This window comes from Mycobacterium sp. OTB74, from assembly GCF_029892685.1.
Classification (GTDB): Bacteria; Actinomycetota; Actinomycetes; order Mycobacteriales; family Mycobacteriaceae; genus Mycobacterium.
The window spans coordinates 83,909-100,458 of record NZ_JARXVD010000007.1; the positions used below are offsets into that span (position 1 = coordinate 83,909).

General features: G+C 63.8%; 17 protein-coding genes and 1 pseudogene. 3 read left to right on the plus strand and 15 right to left on the minus strand.

Annotated elements, in window-relative coordinates; all coding sequences use genetic code 11:
* Positions 1–8 precede the first annotated feature (8 nt).
* The 15 genes and pseudogenes from rplO to M2432_RS11965 form a co-directional block, all read right to left on the minus strand.
* The gene (rplO, locus tag M2432_RS11895; protein ID WP_280827018.1) at positions 9–452 is read right to left on the minus strand and encodes a 50S ribosomal protein L15; all 444 of its coding nucleotides are present in this window, start codon (positions 450–452) and stop codon (positions 9–11) included.
* Positions 453–632, minus strand: coding sequence for a 50S ribosomal protein L30 (gene rpmD / locus M2432_RS11900; protein ID WP_280827019.1), 180 nt, complete (start codon positions 630–632; stop codon positions 453–455).
* A gap of 3 nt (positions 633–635) precedes the next feature.
* Positions 636–1,307 carry a 30S ribosomal protein S5 gene (gene rpsE, locus M2432_RS11905; protein ID WP_280827020.1) on the minus strand — a complete coding sequence of 224 codons (672 nt, stop codon included), beginning with the start codon at positions 1,305–1,307 and terminating at the stop codon, positions 636–638.
* Positions 1,308–1,338: 31 nt separating this feature from the next.
* A complete protein-coding gene (rplR, locus tag M2432_RS11910) occupies positions 1,339–1,707 on the minus strand; it encodes a 50S ribosomal protein L18 (protein WP_280827140.1) in 369 nt (122 codons plus the stop codon).
* Positions 1,708–1,742: 35 nt separating this feature from the next.
* The gene (gene rplF / locus M2432_RS11915; RefSeq protein WP_280827021.1) at positions 1,743–2,282 is read right to left on the minus strand and encodes a 50S ribosomal protein L6; all 540 of its coding nucleotides are present in this window, start codon (positions 2,280–2,282) and stop codon (positions 1,743–1,745) included.
* Positions 2,283–2,294: 12 nt separating this feature from the next.
* Positions 2,295–2,693: a 30S ribosomal protein S8 gene (rpsH, locus tag M2432_RS11920; protein WP_020101424.1), complete on the minus strand. Its 399-nt coding sequence runs from the start codon at positions 2,691–2,693 to the stop codon at positions 2,295–2,297.
* A 374-nt stretch (positions 2,694–3,067) separates the two neighbouring features.
* On the minus strand, positions 3,068–3,253 hold the full coding sequence (locus M2432_RS11925; RefSeq protein WP_074854126.1) for a type Z 30S ribosomal protein S14: 186 nt from the start codon (positions 3,251–3,253) through the stop codon (positions 3,068–3,070).
* A 2-nt stretch (positions 3,254–3,255) separates the two neighbouring features.
* Positions 3,256–3,819 (minus strand): 50S ribosomal protein L5, encoded by a 564-nt coding sequence (rplE, locus tag M2432_RS11930; protein ID WP_138232192.1) that lies wholly within the window; start codon positions 3,817–3,819, stop codon positions 3,256–3,258.
* A 1-nt stretch (position 3,820) separates the two neighbouring features.
* The gene (gene rplX, locus M2432_RS11935) at positions 3,821–4,138 is read right to left on the minus strand and encodes a 50S ribosomal protein L24 (RefSeq protein ID WP_020101421.1); all 318 of its coding nucleotides are present in this window, start codon (positions 4,136–4,138) and stop codon (positions 3,821–3,823) included.
* A complete protein-coding gene (gene rplN / locus M2432_RS11940; protein ID WP_020101420.1) occupies positions 4,138–4,506 on the minus strand; it encodes a 50S ribosomal protein L14 in 369 nt (122 codons plus the stop codon). The genes rplX and rplN overlap by 1 nt, the downstream gene beginning before the upstream one ends.
* A gap of 187 nt (positions 4,507–4,693) precedes the next feature.
* Positions 4,694–5,038 carry an RNA polymerase-binding protein RbpA gene (locus tag M2432_RS11945; protein WP_280827022.1) on the minus strand — a complete coding sequence of 115 codons (345 nt, stop codon included), beginning with the start codon at positions 5,036–5,038 and terminating at the stop codon, positions 4,694–4,696.
* A gap of 371 nt (positions 5,039–5,409) precedes the next feature.
* Positions 5,410–6,474: pseudogene (locus tag M2432_RS11950) on the minus strand (YeiH family protein); the annotation flags it as partial.
* Positions 6,475–6,850: 376 nt separating this feature from the next.
* Positions 6,851–7,723: a formylglycine-generating enzyme family protein gene (locus tag M2432_RS11955; protein ID WP_280827023.1), complete on the minus strand. Its 873-nt coding sequence runs from the start codon at positions 7,721–7,723 to the stop codon at positions 6,851–6,853.
* A gap of 8 nt (positions 7,724–7,731) precedes the next feature.
* Positions 7,732–10,080: an arylsulfatase gene (locus tag M2432_RS11960; protein WP_280827024.1), complete on the minus strand. Its 2,349-nt coding sequence runs from the start codon at positions 10,078–10,080 to the stop codon at positions 7,732–7,734.
* A gap of 141 nt (positions 10,081–10,221) precedes the next feature.
* Positions 10,222–10,350, minus strand: a complete 129-nt coding sequence (locus M2432_RS11965; RefSeq protein ID WP_280827025.1) for a LuxR C-terminal-related transcriptional regulator — start codon at positions 10,348–10,350, stop codon at positions 10,222–10,224.
* Between the two features lie 755 nt (positions 10,351–11,105).
* Here M2432_RS11965 and M2432_RS11970 point away from each other — a divergent pair.
* The 3 genes from M2432_RS11970 to M2432_RS11980 all read left to right on the plus strand — a co-directional run bounded on the left by M2432_RS11970 (position 11,106) and on the right by M2432_RS11980 (position 16,541).
* A complete protein-coding gene (locus tag M2432_RS11970) occupies positions 11,106–13,625 on the plus strand; it encodes an arylsulfatase (protein WP_280827026.1) in 2,520 nt (839 codons plus the stop codon).
* 347 nt (positions 13,626–13,972) lie between these two features.
* A complete protein-coding gene (locus M2432_RS11975; RefSeq protein WP_280827027.1) occupies positions 13,973–15,160 on the plus strand; it encodes a lipase family protein in 1,188 nt (395 codons plus the stop codon).
* Positions 15,161–15,179: 19 nt separating this feature from the next.
* On the plus strand, positions 15,180–16,541 hold the full coding sequence (locus M2432_RS11980) for an alpha/beta hydrolase-fold protein (protein WP_280827028.1): 1,362 nt from the start codon (positions 15,180–15,182) through the stop codon (positions 16,539–16,541).
* Positions 16,542–16,550: the final 9 nt, after the last annotated feature.

The following is a 16,550-nucleotide window of genomic DNA, read 5'->3' on the forward strand; positions in this document are numbered from 1 at the left end:
TTGGAGCTTTAGAGCTCGGTTGCGCTACCACCGGCAGCGGTGATCGCCTCACGGGCGCTACCGCTGAACTTGTTGGCGGTGACGTCAACCTTGACGCCCAGCTTGCCGTCGCCCAGAACCTTCACCAGAACGTTCTTACGGACCAGGCCCTTGGCCACCAGCTCGTCCAGACCGACGGTGCCGCCCTGCGGGAACGCCTTGGCGATATCGCCGACGTTCACCACCGCGTACTCCGTGCGGAAGCGGTTGCGGAAGCCCTTGAGCTTCGGCAGCCGCATGTGGATCGGCATCTGGCCACCCTCGAACGTCACCGGGACGTTCTTGCGGGCCTTGGTGCCCTTGGTACCGCGACCGGCGGTCTTCCCCTTGGAGCCCTCACCACGGCCGAGACGGGTCTTGTCCTTCTTGGACCCGGGAGCCGGCTTGAGGTCGTGCAGCTTGATGACGCTCATTTACGCCTCCTCAACAGTGACGAGGTGGGCAACCACCGCGAGCAGACCACGGGTCTGCGCGTTGTCCTCGCGAACGACGGACTGGCGGATCTTGCGCAGTCCCAGTGTCCGCAGGCTTTCGCGCTGCTTCCACCGGGCACCCACGGTGCCACGCACCTGGGTGATCTTCAGTTCAGCCATGAGTTATGCCGATCCTTCACGCGCTGCCGATGCGGCCAACGCTTCTGCCTCACGCCGGGCCCGCAGCATGCCGGCCGGCGCAACATCTTCGATGGGCAGGCCACGACGGGCTGCCACTTCCTCGGGACGCTGCAGCTGCTTCAGCGCGGCAACGGTGGCATGCACCACGTTGATCGCGTTGTCACTGCCCAGCGACTTGGCCAGGATGTCGTGCACGCCAGCGCATTCCAGCACCGCACGCGCTGCGCCACCGGCGATGACACCGGTACCCGGGCTGGCCGGACGCAGCATGACGACACCGGCAGCGGCCTCGCCCTGCACCGGGTGCACGATGGTGCCCCCGATCAGCGGAACGCGGAAGAAGCCCTTGCGAGCCTCCTCAACGCCCTTGGCGATGGCGGCCGGAACTTCCTTGGCCTTGCCGTAGCCCACACCGACCATGCCGTGGCCGTCGCCGACGATGACCAGAGCGGTGAAGCTGAAGCGCCGACCACCCTTGACCACCTTGGAGACGCGGTTGATGGTCACCACGCGCTCGATGTAGTTGCTCTTCTCGCCACGATCATCGCCGCGGCCACCACGGCCACCACGGTCGTCACGACGACCCCGACGATCGTCGGAGCGTCCGCCCCGGGACTCGCTGTTGGCCCCGGCTCCATTAGCCTGATCGGCCATCATGCAGTCCTTCCATTAGTCAAGTAAGTCATCAGAACGCCAACCCGCCTTCGCGCGCGGCGTCGGCGAGAGCGGCGATCCGGCCACCGTAGGTGTACCCACCGCGGTCGAACACCACCTCGGAGATGCCGGCGGCCTGGGCGCGGGCAGCGATCAGCTGACCGACCTTGGTGCTGGCTGCCTTCTTGTCGCCGTCGACGGCACGCACGTCGGCCTCGATGGACGACGCGGCGGCGATGGTGACACCGGCCAGGTCGTCGATCAGCTGGACGTGGATGTGCCGTGCACTCCGGTTGACCATGAGGCGCGGACGCTCGGCAGTGCCGGCGACCTTCTTGCGCAGCCGGGCGTGACGGCGCAGCCGCGCCACCCGACGGGTCTCAGAGATGTTCTGGCCCAACGGCTTACGCTTGTCAGTCTCAGTGTTAGCCATTGCTACTTACCTGTCTTTCCGACCTTGCGGCGGATCTGCTCACCCTCGTAGCGAATGCCCTTGCCCTTGTACGGGTCGGGGCGACGCAGGCGGCGGATGACTGCCGAGATCTGGCCGACTTTCTGCTTATCGATGCCGGACACCGAGAACTTGGTCGGGGTCTCGACTGCGAACGTGATGCCCTCGGGGGCTTCGATCAGCACCGGGTGGCTGTAGCCGAGCGCGAACTCCAGGTTCGAGCCCTTGGCCTGCACGCGGTAACCGACGCCGAAGATTTCCATCTTGGTGGTGTAACCCTGGGTCACACCGGTCACCAGGTTGGCGATCAGGGTGCGGGACAGCCCGTGCAGCGAGCGGTTGCGACGCTCGTCGTTCGGACGGGTCACCACGACGGCGCCGTCGTCGTTGCGAGACACCTCGATGGGCTCGGCGACGTCCAGCGTCAGGGTGCCCTTGGGGCCCTTCACCGCGACGTTCTGGCCATCGATGGTCACATCGACGCCGGCCGGAATCTGAACCGGCTGCTTTCCAATACGCGACATGTTCTCTGCCCCCTACCAGACGTAAGCGAGGACTTCGCCGCCCACGCCCTGTCGAGCTGCCTGGCGGTCGGTGAGCAGGCCGGAGGACGTGGAGATGATCGCCACACCCAGGCCACCCAGAACCCGCGGCAGGTTGGTGGATTTCGCGTACACCCGCAGACCGGGCTTGGACACCCGGCGGAGGCCGGCGATGCTGCGCTCGCGGCTCGGGCCGTACTTCAGGGACACAACGAGGCTCTTGCCCACGCGGGCGTCCTCGGTGCGGTAGTCAGTGATGTAACCCTCCTTCTTGAGGATCTCGGCGATATTCGCCTTGATCTTCGAGTGGGGCAGGGTCACCTCGTCGTGGTACGCCGAGTTGGCGTTGCGCAGACGTGTCAAGAAGTCTGCGATCGGATCCGTCATTGTCATGACAGCTTTGATCAACCTTTCTCGCTGCGGTTCCCATACAGCACGCGCGGGCCGGTTCCACCTTGCGGTGGCTTGGCACGTCACGTAGTGGGCCTACTACGAAGTAATTAATCCTGACCGGCAGGTGCCGGTTAGGGGCCTCGCTTCACCTGCAATTCCGTGTAGGCACTGCAGGCAAGTTACTGCCACCAAGGCACGACAGTGCCAAGGCAACCTGCCCAGTATAGGAACTCCGGCGCCATCCAGCCAAATCGGTGCTGATCGGGGGCGCAGTTGGACGCCATCCGGCGACTCCGCACAGCGCACAGAAACGTGAAAGCCGCCTCGGCCACAAGGACCGAGGCGGCTTCTAGAGCGTCATGAGACGGGCCGAGTCACCAGCTGGACTTCTGCACACCCGGCAGTTCGCCGGCGTGCGCCATGTCCCGCAGGCAGATTCGGCACAGGCCGAACTTGCGGAACACCGAGTGCGGGCGACCGCACTTGTTGCAGCGGGTGTAACCACGCACCGCGAACTTCGGCTTCTTGTTGGCCTTGTTGACCAGAGCCTTCTTTGCCATTGTCAGTTCTCCTTGAACGGGAAGCCCAGGGCCCGCAGCAACGCACGGCCTTCGTCGTCGGTGGTCGCCGAGGTGACGACCGTGATGTCCATGCCGCGGGGGCGGTCGATCGAGTCCACGTCGATCTCGTGGAACATCGACTGCTCGTTGAGGCCGAAGGTGTAGTTGCCGCTACCGTCGAACTGCTTGGCCGACAGACCGCGGAAGTCGCGGATACGGGGCAGTGCGATCGAGATCAGACGGTCCAGGAACTCCCACATGCGGTCGCCACGCAGGGTGACCCGGCAACCGATGGGCATGCCCTCACGCAGCTTGAACTGCGCGATGGACTTGCGGGCCTTGCGGATTTCCGGCTTCTGGCCGGTGATCAGCGTCAGGTCGTTGACCGCGCCGTTGATCAGCTTGGCGTCGCGGGCGGCGTCACCGACACCCATGTTGACGACAACCTTGACCACGCCCGGGATCTGCATGACGTTGGCGTAATTGAATTCATTGTTGAGCGCGTCGCGGATCTCTTCGCGGTAGCGCGTCTTCAGCCGGGGCTGAGTCTTTTCCACTGTGGTCATCTCAGATGTCCTTGCCGTTGCGCTTCGAGATACGGACCTTCTTGCCGCTTTCCTCATCGACGCGGTAGCCGATGCGGGTCGCGTTGCCGTCGGAGTCGACCACCATCACGTTGGAAACGTGGATCGGCGCCTCCTGGGTGACGATGCCACCCGACGAAGCACCGCGCTCGTTCTGCGACTGCGCAGTGTGCTTCTTGATCCGGTTGACGCCCTCAACGAGCACCTTGTTGCGGGTCGGGTAGGCCTCGATGACCTTGCCCTTGGCACCCTTGTCCTTGCCGGCAATAACCAGCACGGTGTCGCCCTTGTGCACCTTCATCACAAAACCTCCGGGGCCAGCGAGACGATCTTCATGAACTTCTTCTCGCGCAGTTCGCGACCGACCGGCCCGAAGATGCGGGTACCGCGGGGGTCGTTGTCGTTCTTGATGATGACGGCGGCGTTCTCATCGAACTTGATGTAGCTGCCGTCCGGCCGGCGGCGCTCCTTGACGGTGCGCACGACGACGGCCTTGACCACGTCACCACGCTTGACGTTGCCACCGGGGATGGCGTCCTTGACGGTCGCCACAATGATGTCGCCGATGCCGGCGTAGCGCCGCGACGAGCCACCGAGCACGCGGATGCAAAGGATTTCCTTTGCGCCCGTGTTGTCGGCGACCTTGAGTCGCGATTCCTGCTGAATCACTCGATCTCCTGACCTGGGTTTTGTATGCACGCCAGATACCGACCTGGACGTGCGCGGTCTTGTTGTCCATGGGCACGCAAAGTCACGTGATGACCGAGGTCTGCCCTGGGCAACCCCTACATACTAGGCGAGCAGGGACAACGCTCCAAATCGCTGCACAGTCCGGTGGTGGTCAGTTTGACGGGATCTATTTTCCGCGCCGCGACTTGATGACCGCGAGGCGCTCATCGAGCAGTTTGTCGAGGTCTTCGATCGAACGGCGCTCCAGCAGCATGTCCCAGTGTGTGCGCGCCGGTTTTCCAACCTTCACCGGTCCGGGCGCCTCCACGTCGATCCGGGTGCCCTCGTGGCCGTTGCGGCACGACCACACGCCAGGTATTTCGGCATCGTCGGCGAACGGTACGTCGAATTCCTCGCCATTGGCGGTGCGATAGCGCGCGATCTGCCGTGGTGCGAGGTCGTGATTGCGCTCGGTCTCATAGCTGACAGCTCCGAGCCGACTGCCCCGCATAACACGATGATTTGACGCCATACGTCCACGCTACGCCACGCCGGCATAGGTGACCTGCACGGACAATGACGCCCCTGGGTGGGTGGGTGGAGATTTAATCCAGTAGCGCGGCGATCTCGTGGCATGTCCACACGTGGTTTGAGACGCCAGCTGCCTTCGCGGGGGTGGTTTACGGCCATTGCTCTGCGTGGTGAGGGTCGCGTGCGGGCGTGCGAAGTTGTAGTACATGTAGTGCAAGCTCACAGCGTGCGTCGCCCACGCCTGGTAAATCAAACTGACCCACTACCCACAGGCCGCGATCAGGTCACTCGGACAAGGACCTCGAAAACGACGACATGGTCGCTGCCAGTCAATGGCAGCGACCATGTCGTCGATCTCGTGGGGTATCCCGCTCAGGCCCCTGCGCCCCAACCGAGAACCCGGGACGTCAGCAGCACCAGTCCGAGCGACACCACGGCCACGACCACCAGACCGATGACGGCAACCACCAACGGCCGCCAGCCGGTGCGAGCGATCTGCCGGAAGTCGGTGGACAGGCCCACCCCGGCGAAGGTCAGCAAGAACGCCCACTTGGAGATGCTGGCCAGATTGCTCACCTGCCCCTTGCTGAGCAGCCCGGCGGTGACGACCGCCGACACAGCCAGGAAGCCGAGGACGAACTTGGGGAACTTCTCCCAGACGAACGCGGCCCGGGCACGCACCCCGGTTGCGACGGCGTCGGCCTCACCCCGGGCGGCCCAGTAGATGGCGAAGCCGAGCACCACGAATCCGATCAGGGCATTGCGCACCGACTTGACCAGAACCGCGATCTTGCCCGCGGCGTCGGAGTAAAGGTATCCGGTCGCAGTGGTCTCGGCCGTGTTATCGACGGCAAGGCCCGCCCACAGTCCGAACTCGTGATCGGTCAGCCCGATCAGGTGACCCAGCGGTGGTAGCACAAACAACGCCACTGCGCCGAGCGCCAGAATCGAGGCAATCGCGTAGCTCACGTCCGAATTACGTGCTCGGATAGCACCTTTGGCCGCGATGATCGCCGATACCCCGCAGATCGACGTGCCGATAGCCAGCAGCGAACCGAGCTTGCCGGACAGTCCGAACCAACGCGCTGCGGCAATGATGATCGCGCCCGCGACGGTCATGTCCACGAGGATCTGAACCAGGCTGGTGGCGCCGAGTTTGAGGACGTCGCCCAGTACGAACCGGGACCCAAGCAGCACGATGCCGATCTTGAGCCAGAACTCGTAGGTCGCGATGCCCGGCCGGAAAACCCGGTGCAGGCCAACGGTATTGGTGATCACCAGCCCGATCACGATGGCCCACAGCACGTATTCGATGTCCGGCACCCGCCAGTGCTGATGCTTGGCGAGGGAGAGCCAACCGATCTCGGCATACTTTCCGGCCAACCCGACCGCCACCAGCAACAGCAGGCCCGGCAGGTAGTCGAGGAATCGTCGTGCGCCGGGTTGTTCCGCGGGGTCGGACTCAGCCTCCCGCTCGCTCTGGCCGGCGGTATCGGCTGCTTCGACACTCATCGCGTCACCAGCCGATCTTCGGCAGGGCGCCGGCGACCGCCAACGCCGTTATCGCAAGACCGAGAATTGTTGCCCACCAATCGGTCCCGACTCGGGTTAGCCAACCCGTAGCCGTCGCTTCCTTCGTCACCGCAGTCTCCTGTCGCCTGGTTTCCGCTCATGGTGCGGCAGCGGCGCACTTCGGCACAGAGATCAAATCGCGCTGAATCTGGATATAGGCCAGCGCCGAAATCGACAAAAAGGCCGGATCTACTCGCACAAATCGGCCCGTTTGTCCGTTTGGGCGGTATGGGGGCGGGCGCTAGACGACGCAGCGAAAGCCGATGTGGGTCGTCGCGCTGTCCTGCGATTGCGGTGACCGTGCGGCAGGCCGGTACCGGTGGCAGTACTCCGGCGCGCACAAGTGCGACCCGCCTTTGAGTGCGTGGGTGACGCTCGGATCCGGATCGGGCGGCGGACAGCAGGCCGGCGCACCGGGTACCACTACGCCCGGCTGGAACGGCGTGACAGTCCACTCCCACACATTGCCGATCATGTCGGCGAGGCCAAAACCGTTGCGCGGGAAGGTACTTACCGGGGAGGTGCCAACCCAACCGAGAGCGCCGTCGTTCTGATAGGGGAAGTGCCCCTGCCAGGTGTTGGCCATCAGTTCGCCGTTGGGCATCACCTCGTCACCCCAGGCGTAGGTGGTCGTGGTGCCACCGCGGGCGGCGTACTCCCACTGCGCCTCGGTGGGTAGCCGGCGCCCGGCCCACTGCGCATATGCCGCGGCGTCGGTGTATGCCACCTGGACAACTGGATGATCGGGGTGATCCTGCCACGTGCTGTCCGGGCCGAAAGGCGCGTGCCAGCACGCACCCGGTGCCCAGTCCCACCACTGGCGCCAGTCCCGGAGATTCACCGGACCGGTGGTCGGCCGGAAAACCAGGGCGCCCGGGGCCAGGTCCTCCTCGGCGACACCGGGATAGAGCGCTGGATCCATCGGCCGCTCCGCGACGGTCAAATAACCTGTGTCCGAGACGAATTCGGCGAACTGAGCGTTGGTCACCGGATGTTCTTCGATGGCGAACGCCGCCACCTCGGCGGTGTGCTCGGGCCGTTCCTCCGGATAGAAGTAGTTGCTCCCCATCACGAATTCACCGCCGGGCAGTTCGACGAGTCGGGTCAGTGTCACGACGTCATTCAGTCTTTCGAAAAAGCTTGGGCGAGTTCCCGTTCGACGTCCAGATACGGCGTACCAGAAACGTCGACGACTACTTTCGCGATGGTACCGCCGGTGAATGGGTACGGTGCCGCATACCGGTTGGAGACAGCCTGACCCGAGTTGCGGCCGACCGCGACTCCCCCGCCGGACAGCCCGAACGTTCCCGGGTGGGTGCGCACATCGGCACGGGTCGCCACCACGGCGTCGTCGACGTGTAACTCAATGGTTCCGAGCGGCGTGTGGCTTCCCTCGACCGTTCCGGTGCGGTCGTAGCGCACGCCCAGCACGTGCCGGCCCAGTGGCAGCGGGTCGGACGCGGACACCTCCTGCTCGTCCTCGCCCATGAAGTTGTAGACGTAGTGCAGCCGGCCGTCGCGGACGAACAGCACGTGCCCGCCGTGCCCGCCGCCGTGTTTGAACACCACTCCTTCGGCGCCTGATTCGACGTCAACCTCAGCCAGGATCGAGAACGGTTGTCCACGCAAGTCCACACACGCCCCGATGCCCACCTCGGCGGTTCCCGGGTAGTAAGTGAAGCTCTGCCGGTCGCGGGACAGGTACGGCCGTTCGCGCATGAGAGTCTCGAGGATGTTGAGGTCGGCCAGCGGCAAGCCGTCGTACTTTGCCGCTTCAGCGGACCACAACTGTTGCAGCTCGGCTAGTTTCGTCGGGTTTTCGGCGGCCAGATCATGGCATTGACTCCGGTCGGACTCGATGTGGAACAGCTCCCATCGGTCCTTGTCGAAGTTTGACCAGCCCGACGGTGTCGCGGCGTGCACCGTGTTTGCGAACCAGCCGTCGTGCCAGATGCCGCGGGTGCCGAGCATGGTGTAGAACTGGGTGGTCTTACCACTCCCTGCGCTCGGATCATCCAGGGCCGCTTTGAAACTCACGCCTTCCAGCGGTCTCTGCGGGACACCGCGCACCTCCGCCGGAGGCTCGATACCCAGCAGGTCGTAGACCGTCGGAGTGATGTCACAGACGTTGACGTAGTTGTCCCGGACTTCGCCATGTGCACGAATTCCGTTGGGCCAGCTGATGACCGCGGTATCGGCGATACCACCTTCGTGCGATGCGTACCGCTTGAACAACTTGTAGGGCGTGTTGAAAGCCATCGCCCAGCCGATCGGATAGTGGTTGTAGGTCGCCGGCGACCCGACACTGTCGAAATAGCGCATGTTCTCTTCGACCGTATCGATGTAGCCGTTGAAGAACTTGACCTCATTGACCGAGCCGTTGGGCCCGCCTTCGCCACTGGCCCCGTTGTCGGAGATGACCACGATGATGGTGTTGTCGAGTTGCCCGGATTCCTCCAGGTAATCCAGGACCCTGCCGATCTGGGCATCTGTGTAGGACAGGAACCCGGCGAACACCTCCGCCATCCGAGCGAACAGCCGCTTCTCGTCGTCGTTCAGCGAGTCCCACGGCCGCACAGTGTCCTGCAGCGGCCAGGGCTCGCCATTGGGCCCCTTGGTGTCCAGATAGGGATTCGTCGGAGACAGTTCGGTATCGGGTGGCACGATCCCGAGGCGCTTCTGGTTCTCCAGCACGATCTCGCGGTAGGCCTCGTAGCCCATATCGAACTTGCCGGCGTACTTGTCGGCCCACTCTTTGAACACATGATGCGGTGCGTGCCCGGCGCCAGGACACACATAGGAGAACCACGGCTTGTCCGGGGCGATCACCTTGGCATCGCGGATGAACTCGATAGTCTTGTCCGCCAAGTCTTTTGACAGGTGGTAGCCATCCTCGGGCGTGGCCGGCGGGGCAACCGGGTGGTTGTCGTAGACCAGGTCCGGGTACCACTGGTCGGTCTCGCCGCCCATGAAGCCGTAGAACCGTTCGAACCCGCGGGACAGCGGCCAGTGCCGCCGGGTGGACGCCTGGTTGGACTCTTCCAAGGGAGTCAGGTGCCACTTGCCGATGCAATAGGTGTTCCAGCCTCGTTCGGCCAGGACCTCCGACAGCAGCGCCGTCTCAAAAGGTATGCGCCCGTTGCAGTTCGGGAATCCGTCGGTGAACTCCTCAATGGTGGCCATACCGACGGATGTGGCGTTGCGGCCGGTAAGCAGGGATGCGCGCGTGGGCGAACACAGTGCGGTGGTATGGAACTGGGACAGTCGCACGCCTTTGTCGGCGATCCGGCGCATGGCCGGCATCTCGACCAAGCCACCAAAGCTGTCCCAGGTGGCGATGCCGGTGTCGTCCCACACCAGGTAGAGGACGTTGGGCGAGTCGGGCGGTGCGGTCGGCGCGGCATACGGACCCCAATCGGGCTCCGAATCGCGAATGTCGAGTTCGATCCGGCCTGCAAATTCTGTCGCCATGGCGCCTCGCTCCATCGTGCCGGCCACCGATGGGCCGGTCGGCATGAGGCTACTCGGCAAAGGTGAGCCGTAGCTGAGAAGCAAAAGGCGATTTTGGCGCAGCTGAAGGCGCCCGGCGTGCACAGCCACACCGAAACCACGCTAGGGCGCGACAGCCCTGATCGCCTCCCGCCGATTGGCCACGGCAAGCTTGCGGTAGATGGACCGCTGCTGCGTCTTCAGAGTGTTCAGCGATACCGCCATCCGGTCGGCGATCTCCTGTGATGTCATGGGTGGTCCGCAGGTAGGCCAGCACTTCCAGTTCGCGCGGAGTCAGCACCGACGCTGGAGATACCGAATTGCACGGCTCCCCCAGCACCAACGCTTCGCTGAGGAAGTCTCGATGCCTCGTAGTTGACATGTGCGCTGCGAGCAATTCACGAGAGACCGAATCAGCGTTGTCGACGAATTGGTATCGCACGCACTGCTCACGCGCGAGGCCGAGCGCATGCTCCAGGCGCCGGTGCGCGCACAGTTGCCCATCGCAGTCAACAGCCCGCGCAGCACGTCCTCACGATCGGCAACGCGAGAAGTCAGCGTCAACCAGGCGACCGAGCCCGGCACCGCCGCCGCGCGGCCCATTGCGCCAAGGCGACCGTTTTGCCGTAGCCGGAGGGCGCTGCGACCAGGACCGCCCGTTTGCACTCACGCCCAGCAGCGAGTAACCGAATCACCGATGCGCGGGCGAGCATGTCTGGCCGCGCAAGAGGAACACTCGCCAGAAACCACGGAGCGGGACGCATTCCACAGGTTCCAGCAGGCGCCACTACCCAAAACTACAGGAGCTTCCCCCCACAATGGATATCACCCGAAAAGGGTGCTATCCATTGCCGATAGTTTTGCCGTTCTGCCCCAACAGAATTCGCTGAAATTCGCATAAGCGAAACGAATCCGTTGGCAGACAACGGAATATATCAACGGCCGACACGCCAGTCCGACCAGCCGAATGGCTGCGGGCAATGCGAATTGTCCTAATAATGGGTGCCATGGCATCTGATACCGAGTCATCGTCCGAATCGACGCCGGAACCCGGCGGCCCGAAACTCTCGCGACGCTCCATGATCGGTGGCGTGGCCGCCGCAGCCGGCGTCGCAGCGGGGTCGTCGTTGATCGCCGGCTGTGACAACAAGAACGGCGGCGGCAGCGCCAGCGAGGGTGACGGTAGTGCCGCCGCCAACGAAGTCATGAAGAACTTCAAAGGCGACATCAAACTGGATGTCCGCGACTCCAAGTCCGATTGGGGGCCGTGGGAACTCAAACACGCGCCCGAGGGCGCCCCCAACGTCCTAGTGGTGCTGTACGACGACACCGGATTGGCATCCTGGTCACCCTACGGTGGCCGGATCAACATGCCGACGCTGCAGAAACTCGCCGACAGCGGGCTGATCTATTCGCAGTGGCACACCACGGCTCTGTGCTCGCCGACTCGGTCCTGCATGCTGACCGGACGCAACCACCACGTCAACAATTTCGCATCGATCGCCGAGACCACCGACGGATTTCCGGGCGCGTCCGGTCGGTTGCCCGCCGAGTGCGCCACCATCGGACAGGTCCTGCAGGAGAACGGCTACAGCACATTCTGGGTCGGCAAGGACCACAACGTCCCCGAGCAGGATCTGGCGAGCGGCGGCAGCAAGTCGGAATGGCCCGTGCAGAAGGGTTTTGACCGGTTCTACGGCTATCTGGGCGGCGAGACCAATCAGTGGTACCCCGACCTGGTTGAGGACAACCGCTACATCGAGCAGCCCTATTCGCCGGAGCAGGGCTATCACCTCTCGAAAGACCTTGCCGATCAAGCACTTCGGATGCTGCGCGACCAACGGGCAACCAACCCGTCCAAGCCCTGGTACATGTGGTTCTGCCCAGGTGCCAACCACGCGCCGCACCACAGCCCCACCGAGTACGCGGCTAAGTACAAGGGCCAGTTCGACGACGGTTACGAGGCCTACCGCGACTGGGTTCTGGCACGCATGATCGACAAGGGCATCCTGCCCAAGGACACCAAGATGACCCCCATCAACCCGCTGCCGAAAGACGTTGCGTTGGACGCGGATATGGTGCGGCCCTGGAATACGCTCAACCCCGACGAGAAGCGCCTGTTCTCCCGGATGGCCGAGGTGTTCGCCGGGTTCTCCGAGTACACCGATGCCCAGGTCGGCCGGATAGTCGACTATCTGGATCAGACCGGCCAGATGGGCAACACCCTGATCTTCTATTGCGCCGACAACGGCGCTTCGGGTGAAGGTTCGCCGAATGGGTCGGTCAACGAGAACAAGTTCTTCAACGGGTACCCCGATGACCTGGCCGAGAACATGGCGATGATCGACAAGCTGGGTACCCCGGCCACCTACAACCACTATCCGACCGGCTGGGCGGTGGCGTTCTCCACCCCGTTCCAGATGTTCAAACGGTACTCGCAGTTCTCCGGCGGCACCTGCGACCCGATGGTCATCCACTGGCCCAAGGGCATCAAGGCCAAAGGCGAGGTCCGCCACCAGTACCACCACGCCACCGACGTCGTGGCGACCATCTTGGACGTGGCCGGCATTCCGATGCCCGAGACCTATCGCGGGGTGCCGCAGTTCCCGCTCAACGGGGTCTCGATGAAGTACACCTTCGACGCCAAACCGGACGACCCCACCAAAAAGAAGAACCAGTACTACGCCATGCTGGGCACCCGCGGCATCTGGCAGGACGGCTGGAAGGCTGCGGCGCTGCACGCCCCGATCAGCGGCCACGGGCACTTCGATCAGGACAAGTGGGAACTGTTCCATGTCGACGAAGACCGTTCGGAATCAACGGATCTCGCGGACAAGTACCCCGACAAACTCAAGGAACTCAAGGACGCGTGGTTCGACGAGGCCAAGAAGAACTTCGTCCTGCCCCTCGACGACCGGACGCCGGTCGAACTGACCAGCATCGAGCGCCCCCAGTTCGAGCCCCCGCGCGACCGCTACCTCTACTACCCGGATGCCTCACCGGTGCCAGAGTCGGTGGCGGCCAACATCCGCGGCCGCAACTACAAGATCATCGCCGATGTCGACATCACCCCGCAGGCCCGAGGCGTGATCTTCGCGCACGGCTCCCGGTTCGGCGGCCATGCCTTGTTCATCAAGGACAACAAACTGTTCTACGTCTACAACTTCCTGGGCATCCCGCCCGAGCAGGTGTTCACTTCTCCACCACTGCCCCCGGGCAAGCACGCACTGGGCATGGAGTTCACCCGGGAGAACAGCGGCAAATACGGCGAATCCCTTGGCACCACAAAGCTTTACATCGATGGGAACACCGTGGCGCAGGGCCCGATGCGGGCGCAGGTCGGCAAGTTCACCCTCTGCGGTGACGGTCTGTGCGTAGGCTTCGACAGTGGTGACAACGTAACCAACCTGTATCAGAGCCCCGGGCGGTTCACCGGCGGCACCATCAAGGGCGTAGCGGTAGACGTCAGCGGCAAGAGCTACATCGACCTGAACCAGGAGGCGATGGGCGCATTCGCGCGAGACTGATCGAATTAGGAATGGGGGTATCGGTGCGCCTGCGTGCGCCATGCCAGGAACTTGAGCTGGCGGGTGCCAGCCCATGGCATAGACGACGGCGAGTGAATCGGCACCGGCCGTCCGTGGGACCGTTCATTGGCTGACTCCGGCCAGGCGGTCACGTCGCACCTTCACGCCTACATATTCAATTGCGTAAATTCTGCTTTGCGAGAGTCGATCTCGCACAACCAATTCGGATCAGCATTGCCGCGATGGGCGGCCGGCGAGGTTGCGCATATGCCATACAACCGGGATGCTCCGATGACAGGATGAGTTTGCCCACTGGCCACTGATCACTCCGGAGCTAGGAATATTCAATGGTGCGATTCACCGCGCTGCTGTCGGTAGTTCTTATTTGCCTGACTGCTTGCTCGGCGGCACCAAAACCCGGTAGCCAGCCGGACAGCCCAGGTCAAATTGTCGCCGACGCACCGCTGGATCGGCTGGATCCGGCACTGCGTGAGGCAGCCTCGACAGCCAAAGTCATGACCTATGCGTCGCGCAACGGCGTCAACGAGGCTGTATCGCACGTGACGGGAACGGTATTTGTGCCCAAAGGCAATCCGCCACCCGACGGGTTCCCGATTGTGGCCCTGGGGCACTCGACCGCCGGTACCACCCCTGACTGCGCCCCTTCACTGTCCCCCGATCTGCGCGGTGGAGCAGCCACGGTCGTCGCGCTGTTGAACGCCGGTTTCGTGGTGGCCGCGCCGGACTATCAAGGTCTGGGCAAGCCGACCAAACCCGATGACCATGACTTCCACCCCTATCTGGACTCCACCACAGCCGGTTACAACATGATCGACGCGGTGCGCGCAGCGCACAAAATGGTGCCCCAGACCTCGACTTCGTGGGCCTCGATCGGCGCGGCCGAGGGCGGCCAAGCGGCGTGGGCTGCCAACGAGTTGGCCGACAACTACGCTCATGACCTGAAACTGGTTGCCACGGCAGCACTTGCACCGATGGCAGACTTCGGCGGCCTCGCCGATGCCGCCATGGCCGGCACGCTGAACACCGACCAGAAACTGGTCTACATCGCCTACCTGGCCGCGTTGAAGGACCAGTACTACTACGAGTTCGAACTCGACAACTACCGGCGCGGTGCCGCCCAACAGAATTGGGATGCACTGCTGGGCTGCACGGACCCCGTGCAACGAAAAGCGCTGGCCGACAACATCCCTCCGCAAGACCTACGTCCCGCCGACGCCGCCGCCCTGCAGAAGCTGCGTGGGTACCTCCAGAAGACCACCCTGCCTCAGGGTCCCACGCAGGCGCCCATGTACATCATCTACGGCGGTCAGGATGCGGTGATCCCGGCCGCGTGGACCGAGCACGCGATCTCACGAGCTTGCACCATGGGCGATGTGATTCAGCTCGTCTACTGGCCGGACAAGGGGCGTGAACAGATTCAGCCGGTCGCCGCGTTGGGGTGGCTCACCGACCGGATGAAGCTACTGCCGTCGGCCAACGATTGCCCCATGTTCATGGCGGGCCATAAGCCGTAATCCCGGGATAGGAGTGGTCGTGTCACTGGTCAGCGGAGTTGTACCGATCGCCCTGGAAGTGTTGGCGATCACAGCTTTACTACTGGGCATCGGACCTCGAAGCCGACCCTGGCTGCTGCGAGCGGTCACCATCGCACTGCTCACCGGTGTGCTGCTCGCAATACTCACCCGGACATTCGTCAAGTACCAGGGCTGGGCCTCGAGAGCCGCCTCGCTGCCCAGCGTGCTGTGGGTGGTGATCACCGGATTCGCGGCCGCCATGGCGGTTTTGGCGTGGCGCGGCGGTCGCTGGTGGCGCCGAATCGTGTCCGTACTGGCTGTCGTGCTTGCGGTGCTGTGCGGATTTGTGGAGTTGAACATCGCCACCGGCTACTTCCCGACGGTGCAGTCCGCCTGGCAGCGGATAACAGGATCCGGGCCTGCGCAATGGATCGACGAAACCGCGTTGGCGGCGATGCGCCACGCTGGTGAGCAGCCCACCCGCGGCACCATGGTGTGGGTGGACATCCCCAGGGACGCCTCAGGATTCGGCCACCGGCGCGAGCTGGTGTACCTGCCGCCCTCCTGGTTCCGCTCTGATCCCCCGCCGACACTGCCGGCCGTCATGGCCATCGGTGCTGAATTCAGCCATCCCTCCGACTGGCCGCAGTCCGGTGGGGCCCTCAAGACCCTCGATGAGTTCGCGGCCTTTCACCACGGCAACACGCCCGTAGTGGTCTTCCCTGACTCGACCGGGACATTCAACAACGACACCGAGTGCGTCAACGGGCCGCGCGGCAACGCGGCGGATCACCTGACCAAAGATGTTCGGTCCTATCTGATCTCGCATTTCGGCGTCAGCCCGGACCGCGCCAAATGGGGACTGGTCGGGTGGTCATCAGGCGGCACCTGCGCGCTGGTGCTGGCGATGAGGAACCCGGAACTGTTCAGCGCGTTCGTCGCCTTGGATGGACAACTCGGACCGAACACCGGCACCAAAACGCAGACCATCGCGAGGTTGTTCGGCGGGGATGCCGATGCGTGGGCGGCGTTTGACCCAAAGACGGTGATCGAGAAGACGGGCCGATACCCCGACATAGCGGCCTGGTTGGGAGTGGCGGAGAAGACGCCGACGGTGCACCGTCGGGCCAGCGACACGCCTGTAGACCCGCAAGCCCTGGCCGGTTGGGATCAGTACTCGGAAGCGCATGCGGCCAACGCCAACCGGCTGTGCCTGTTGTTGAGCGCCCACAATATGGAATGTTCTGTGGTCAGCTACCCCGGCTCTCACACATTCGCCGCGGCCGGCGCCGGATTCGAGGCCGCCCTACCCTGGCTGGCCGGCAAGCTGGGCACCCCAGGGACCAAGCCACTCCCCCTGCCGGGGACTACCACCAACTAGCGCCGCGAC

What these genes read in the sequence shown, in the direction of transcription:
- rplO (WP_280827018.1), bottom strand. Translation starts at nt 452, where the DNA reads ATGAGCGTCATCAAGCTGCACGACCTCAAGCCGGCTCCCGGGTCCAAG.
- rpmD (WP_280827019.1), bottom strand. Translation starts at nt 632, where the DNA reads ATGGCTGAACTGAAGATCACCCAGGTGCGTGGCACCGTGGGTGCCCGG.
- rpsE (WP_280827020.1), bottom strand. Translation starts at nt 1,307, where the DNA reads ATGGCCGATCAGGCTAATGGAGCCGGGGCCAACAGCGAGTCCCGGGGC.
- rplF (WP_280827021.1), bottom strand. Translation starts at nt 2,282, where the DNA reads ATGTCGCGTATTGGAAAGCAGCCGGTTCAGATTCCGGCCGGCGTCGAT.
- rpsH (WP_020101424.1), bottom strand. Translation starts at nt 2,693, where the DNA reads ATGACAATGACGGATCCGATCGCAGACTTCTTGACACGTCTGCGCAAC.
- M2432_RS11925 (WP_074854126.1), bottom strand. Translation starts at nt 3,253, where the DNA reads ATGGCAAAGAAGGCTCTGGTCAACAAGGCCAACAAGAAGCCGAAGTTC.
- rplE (WP_138232192.1), bottom strand. Translation starts at nt 3,819, where the DNA reads ATGACCACAGTGGAAAAGACTCAGCCCCGGCTGAAGACGCGCTACCGC.
- rplX (WP_020101421.1), bottom strand. Translation starts at nt 4,138, where the DNA reads ATGAAGGTGCACAAGGGCGACACCGTGCTGGTTATTGCCGGCAAGGAC.
- M2432_RS11945 (WP_280827022.1), bottom strand. Translation starts at nt 5,038, where the DNA reads ATGGCGTCAAATCATCGTGTTATGCGGGGCAGTCGGCTCGGAGCTGTC.
- M2432_RS11960 (WP_280827024.1), bottom strand. Translation starts at nt 10,080, where the DNA reads ATGGCGACAGAATTTGCAGGCCGGATCGAACTCGACATTCGCGATTCG.
- M2432_RS11965 (WP_280827025.1), bottom strand. Translation starts at nt 10,350, where the DNA reads ATGACATCACAGGAGATCGCCGACCGGATGGCGGTATCGCTGAACACT.
- M2432_RS11970 (WP_280827026.1), top strand. Translation starts at nt 11,106, where the DNA reads ATGGCATCTGATACCGAGTCATCGTCCGAATCGACGCCGGAACCCGGC.
- M2432_RS11975 (WP_280827027.1), top strand. Translation starts at nt 13,973, where the DNA reads ATGGTGCGATTCACCGCGCTGCTGTCGGTAGTTCTTATTTGCCTGACT.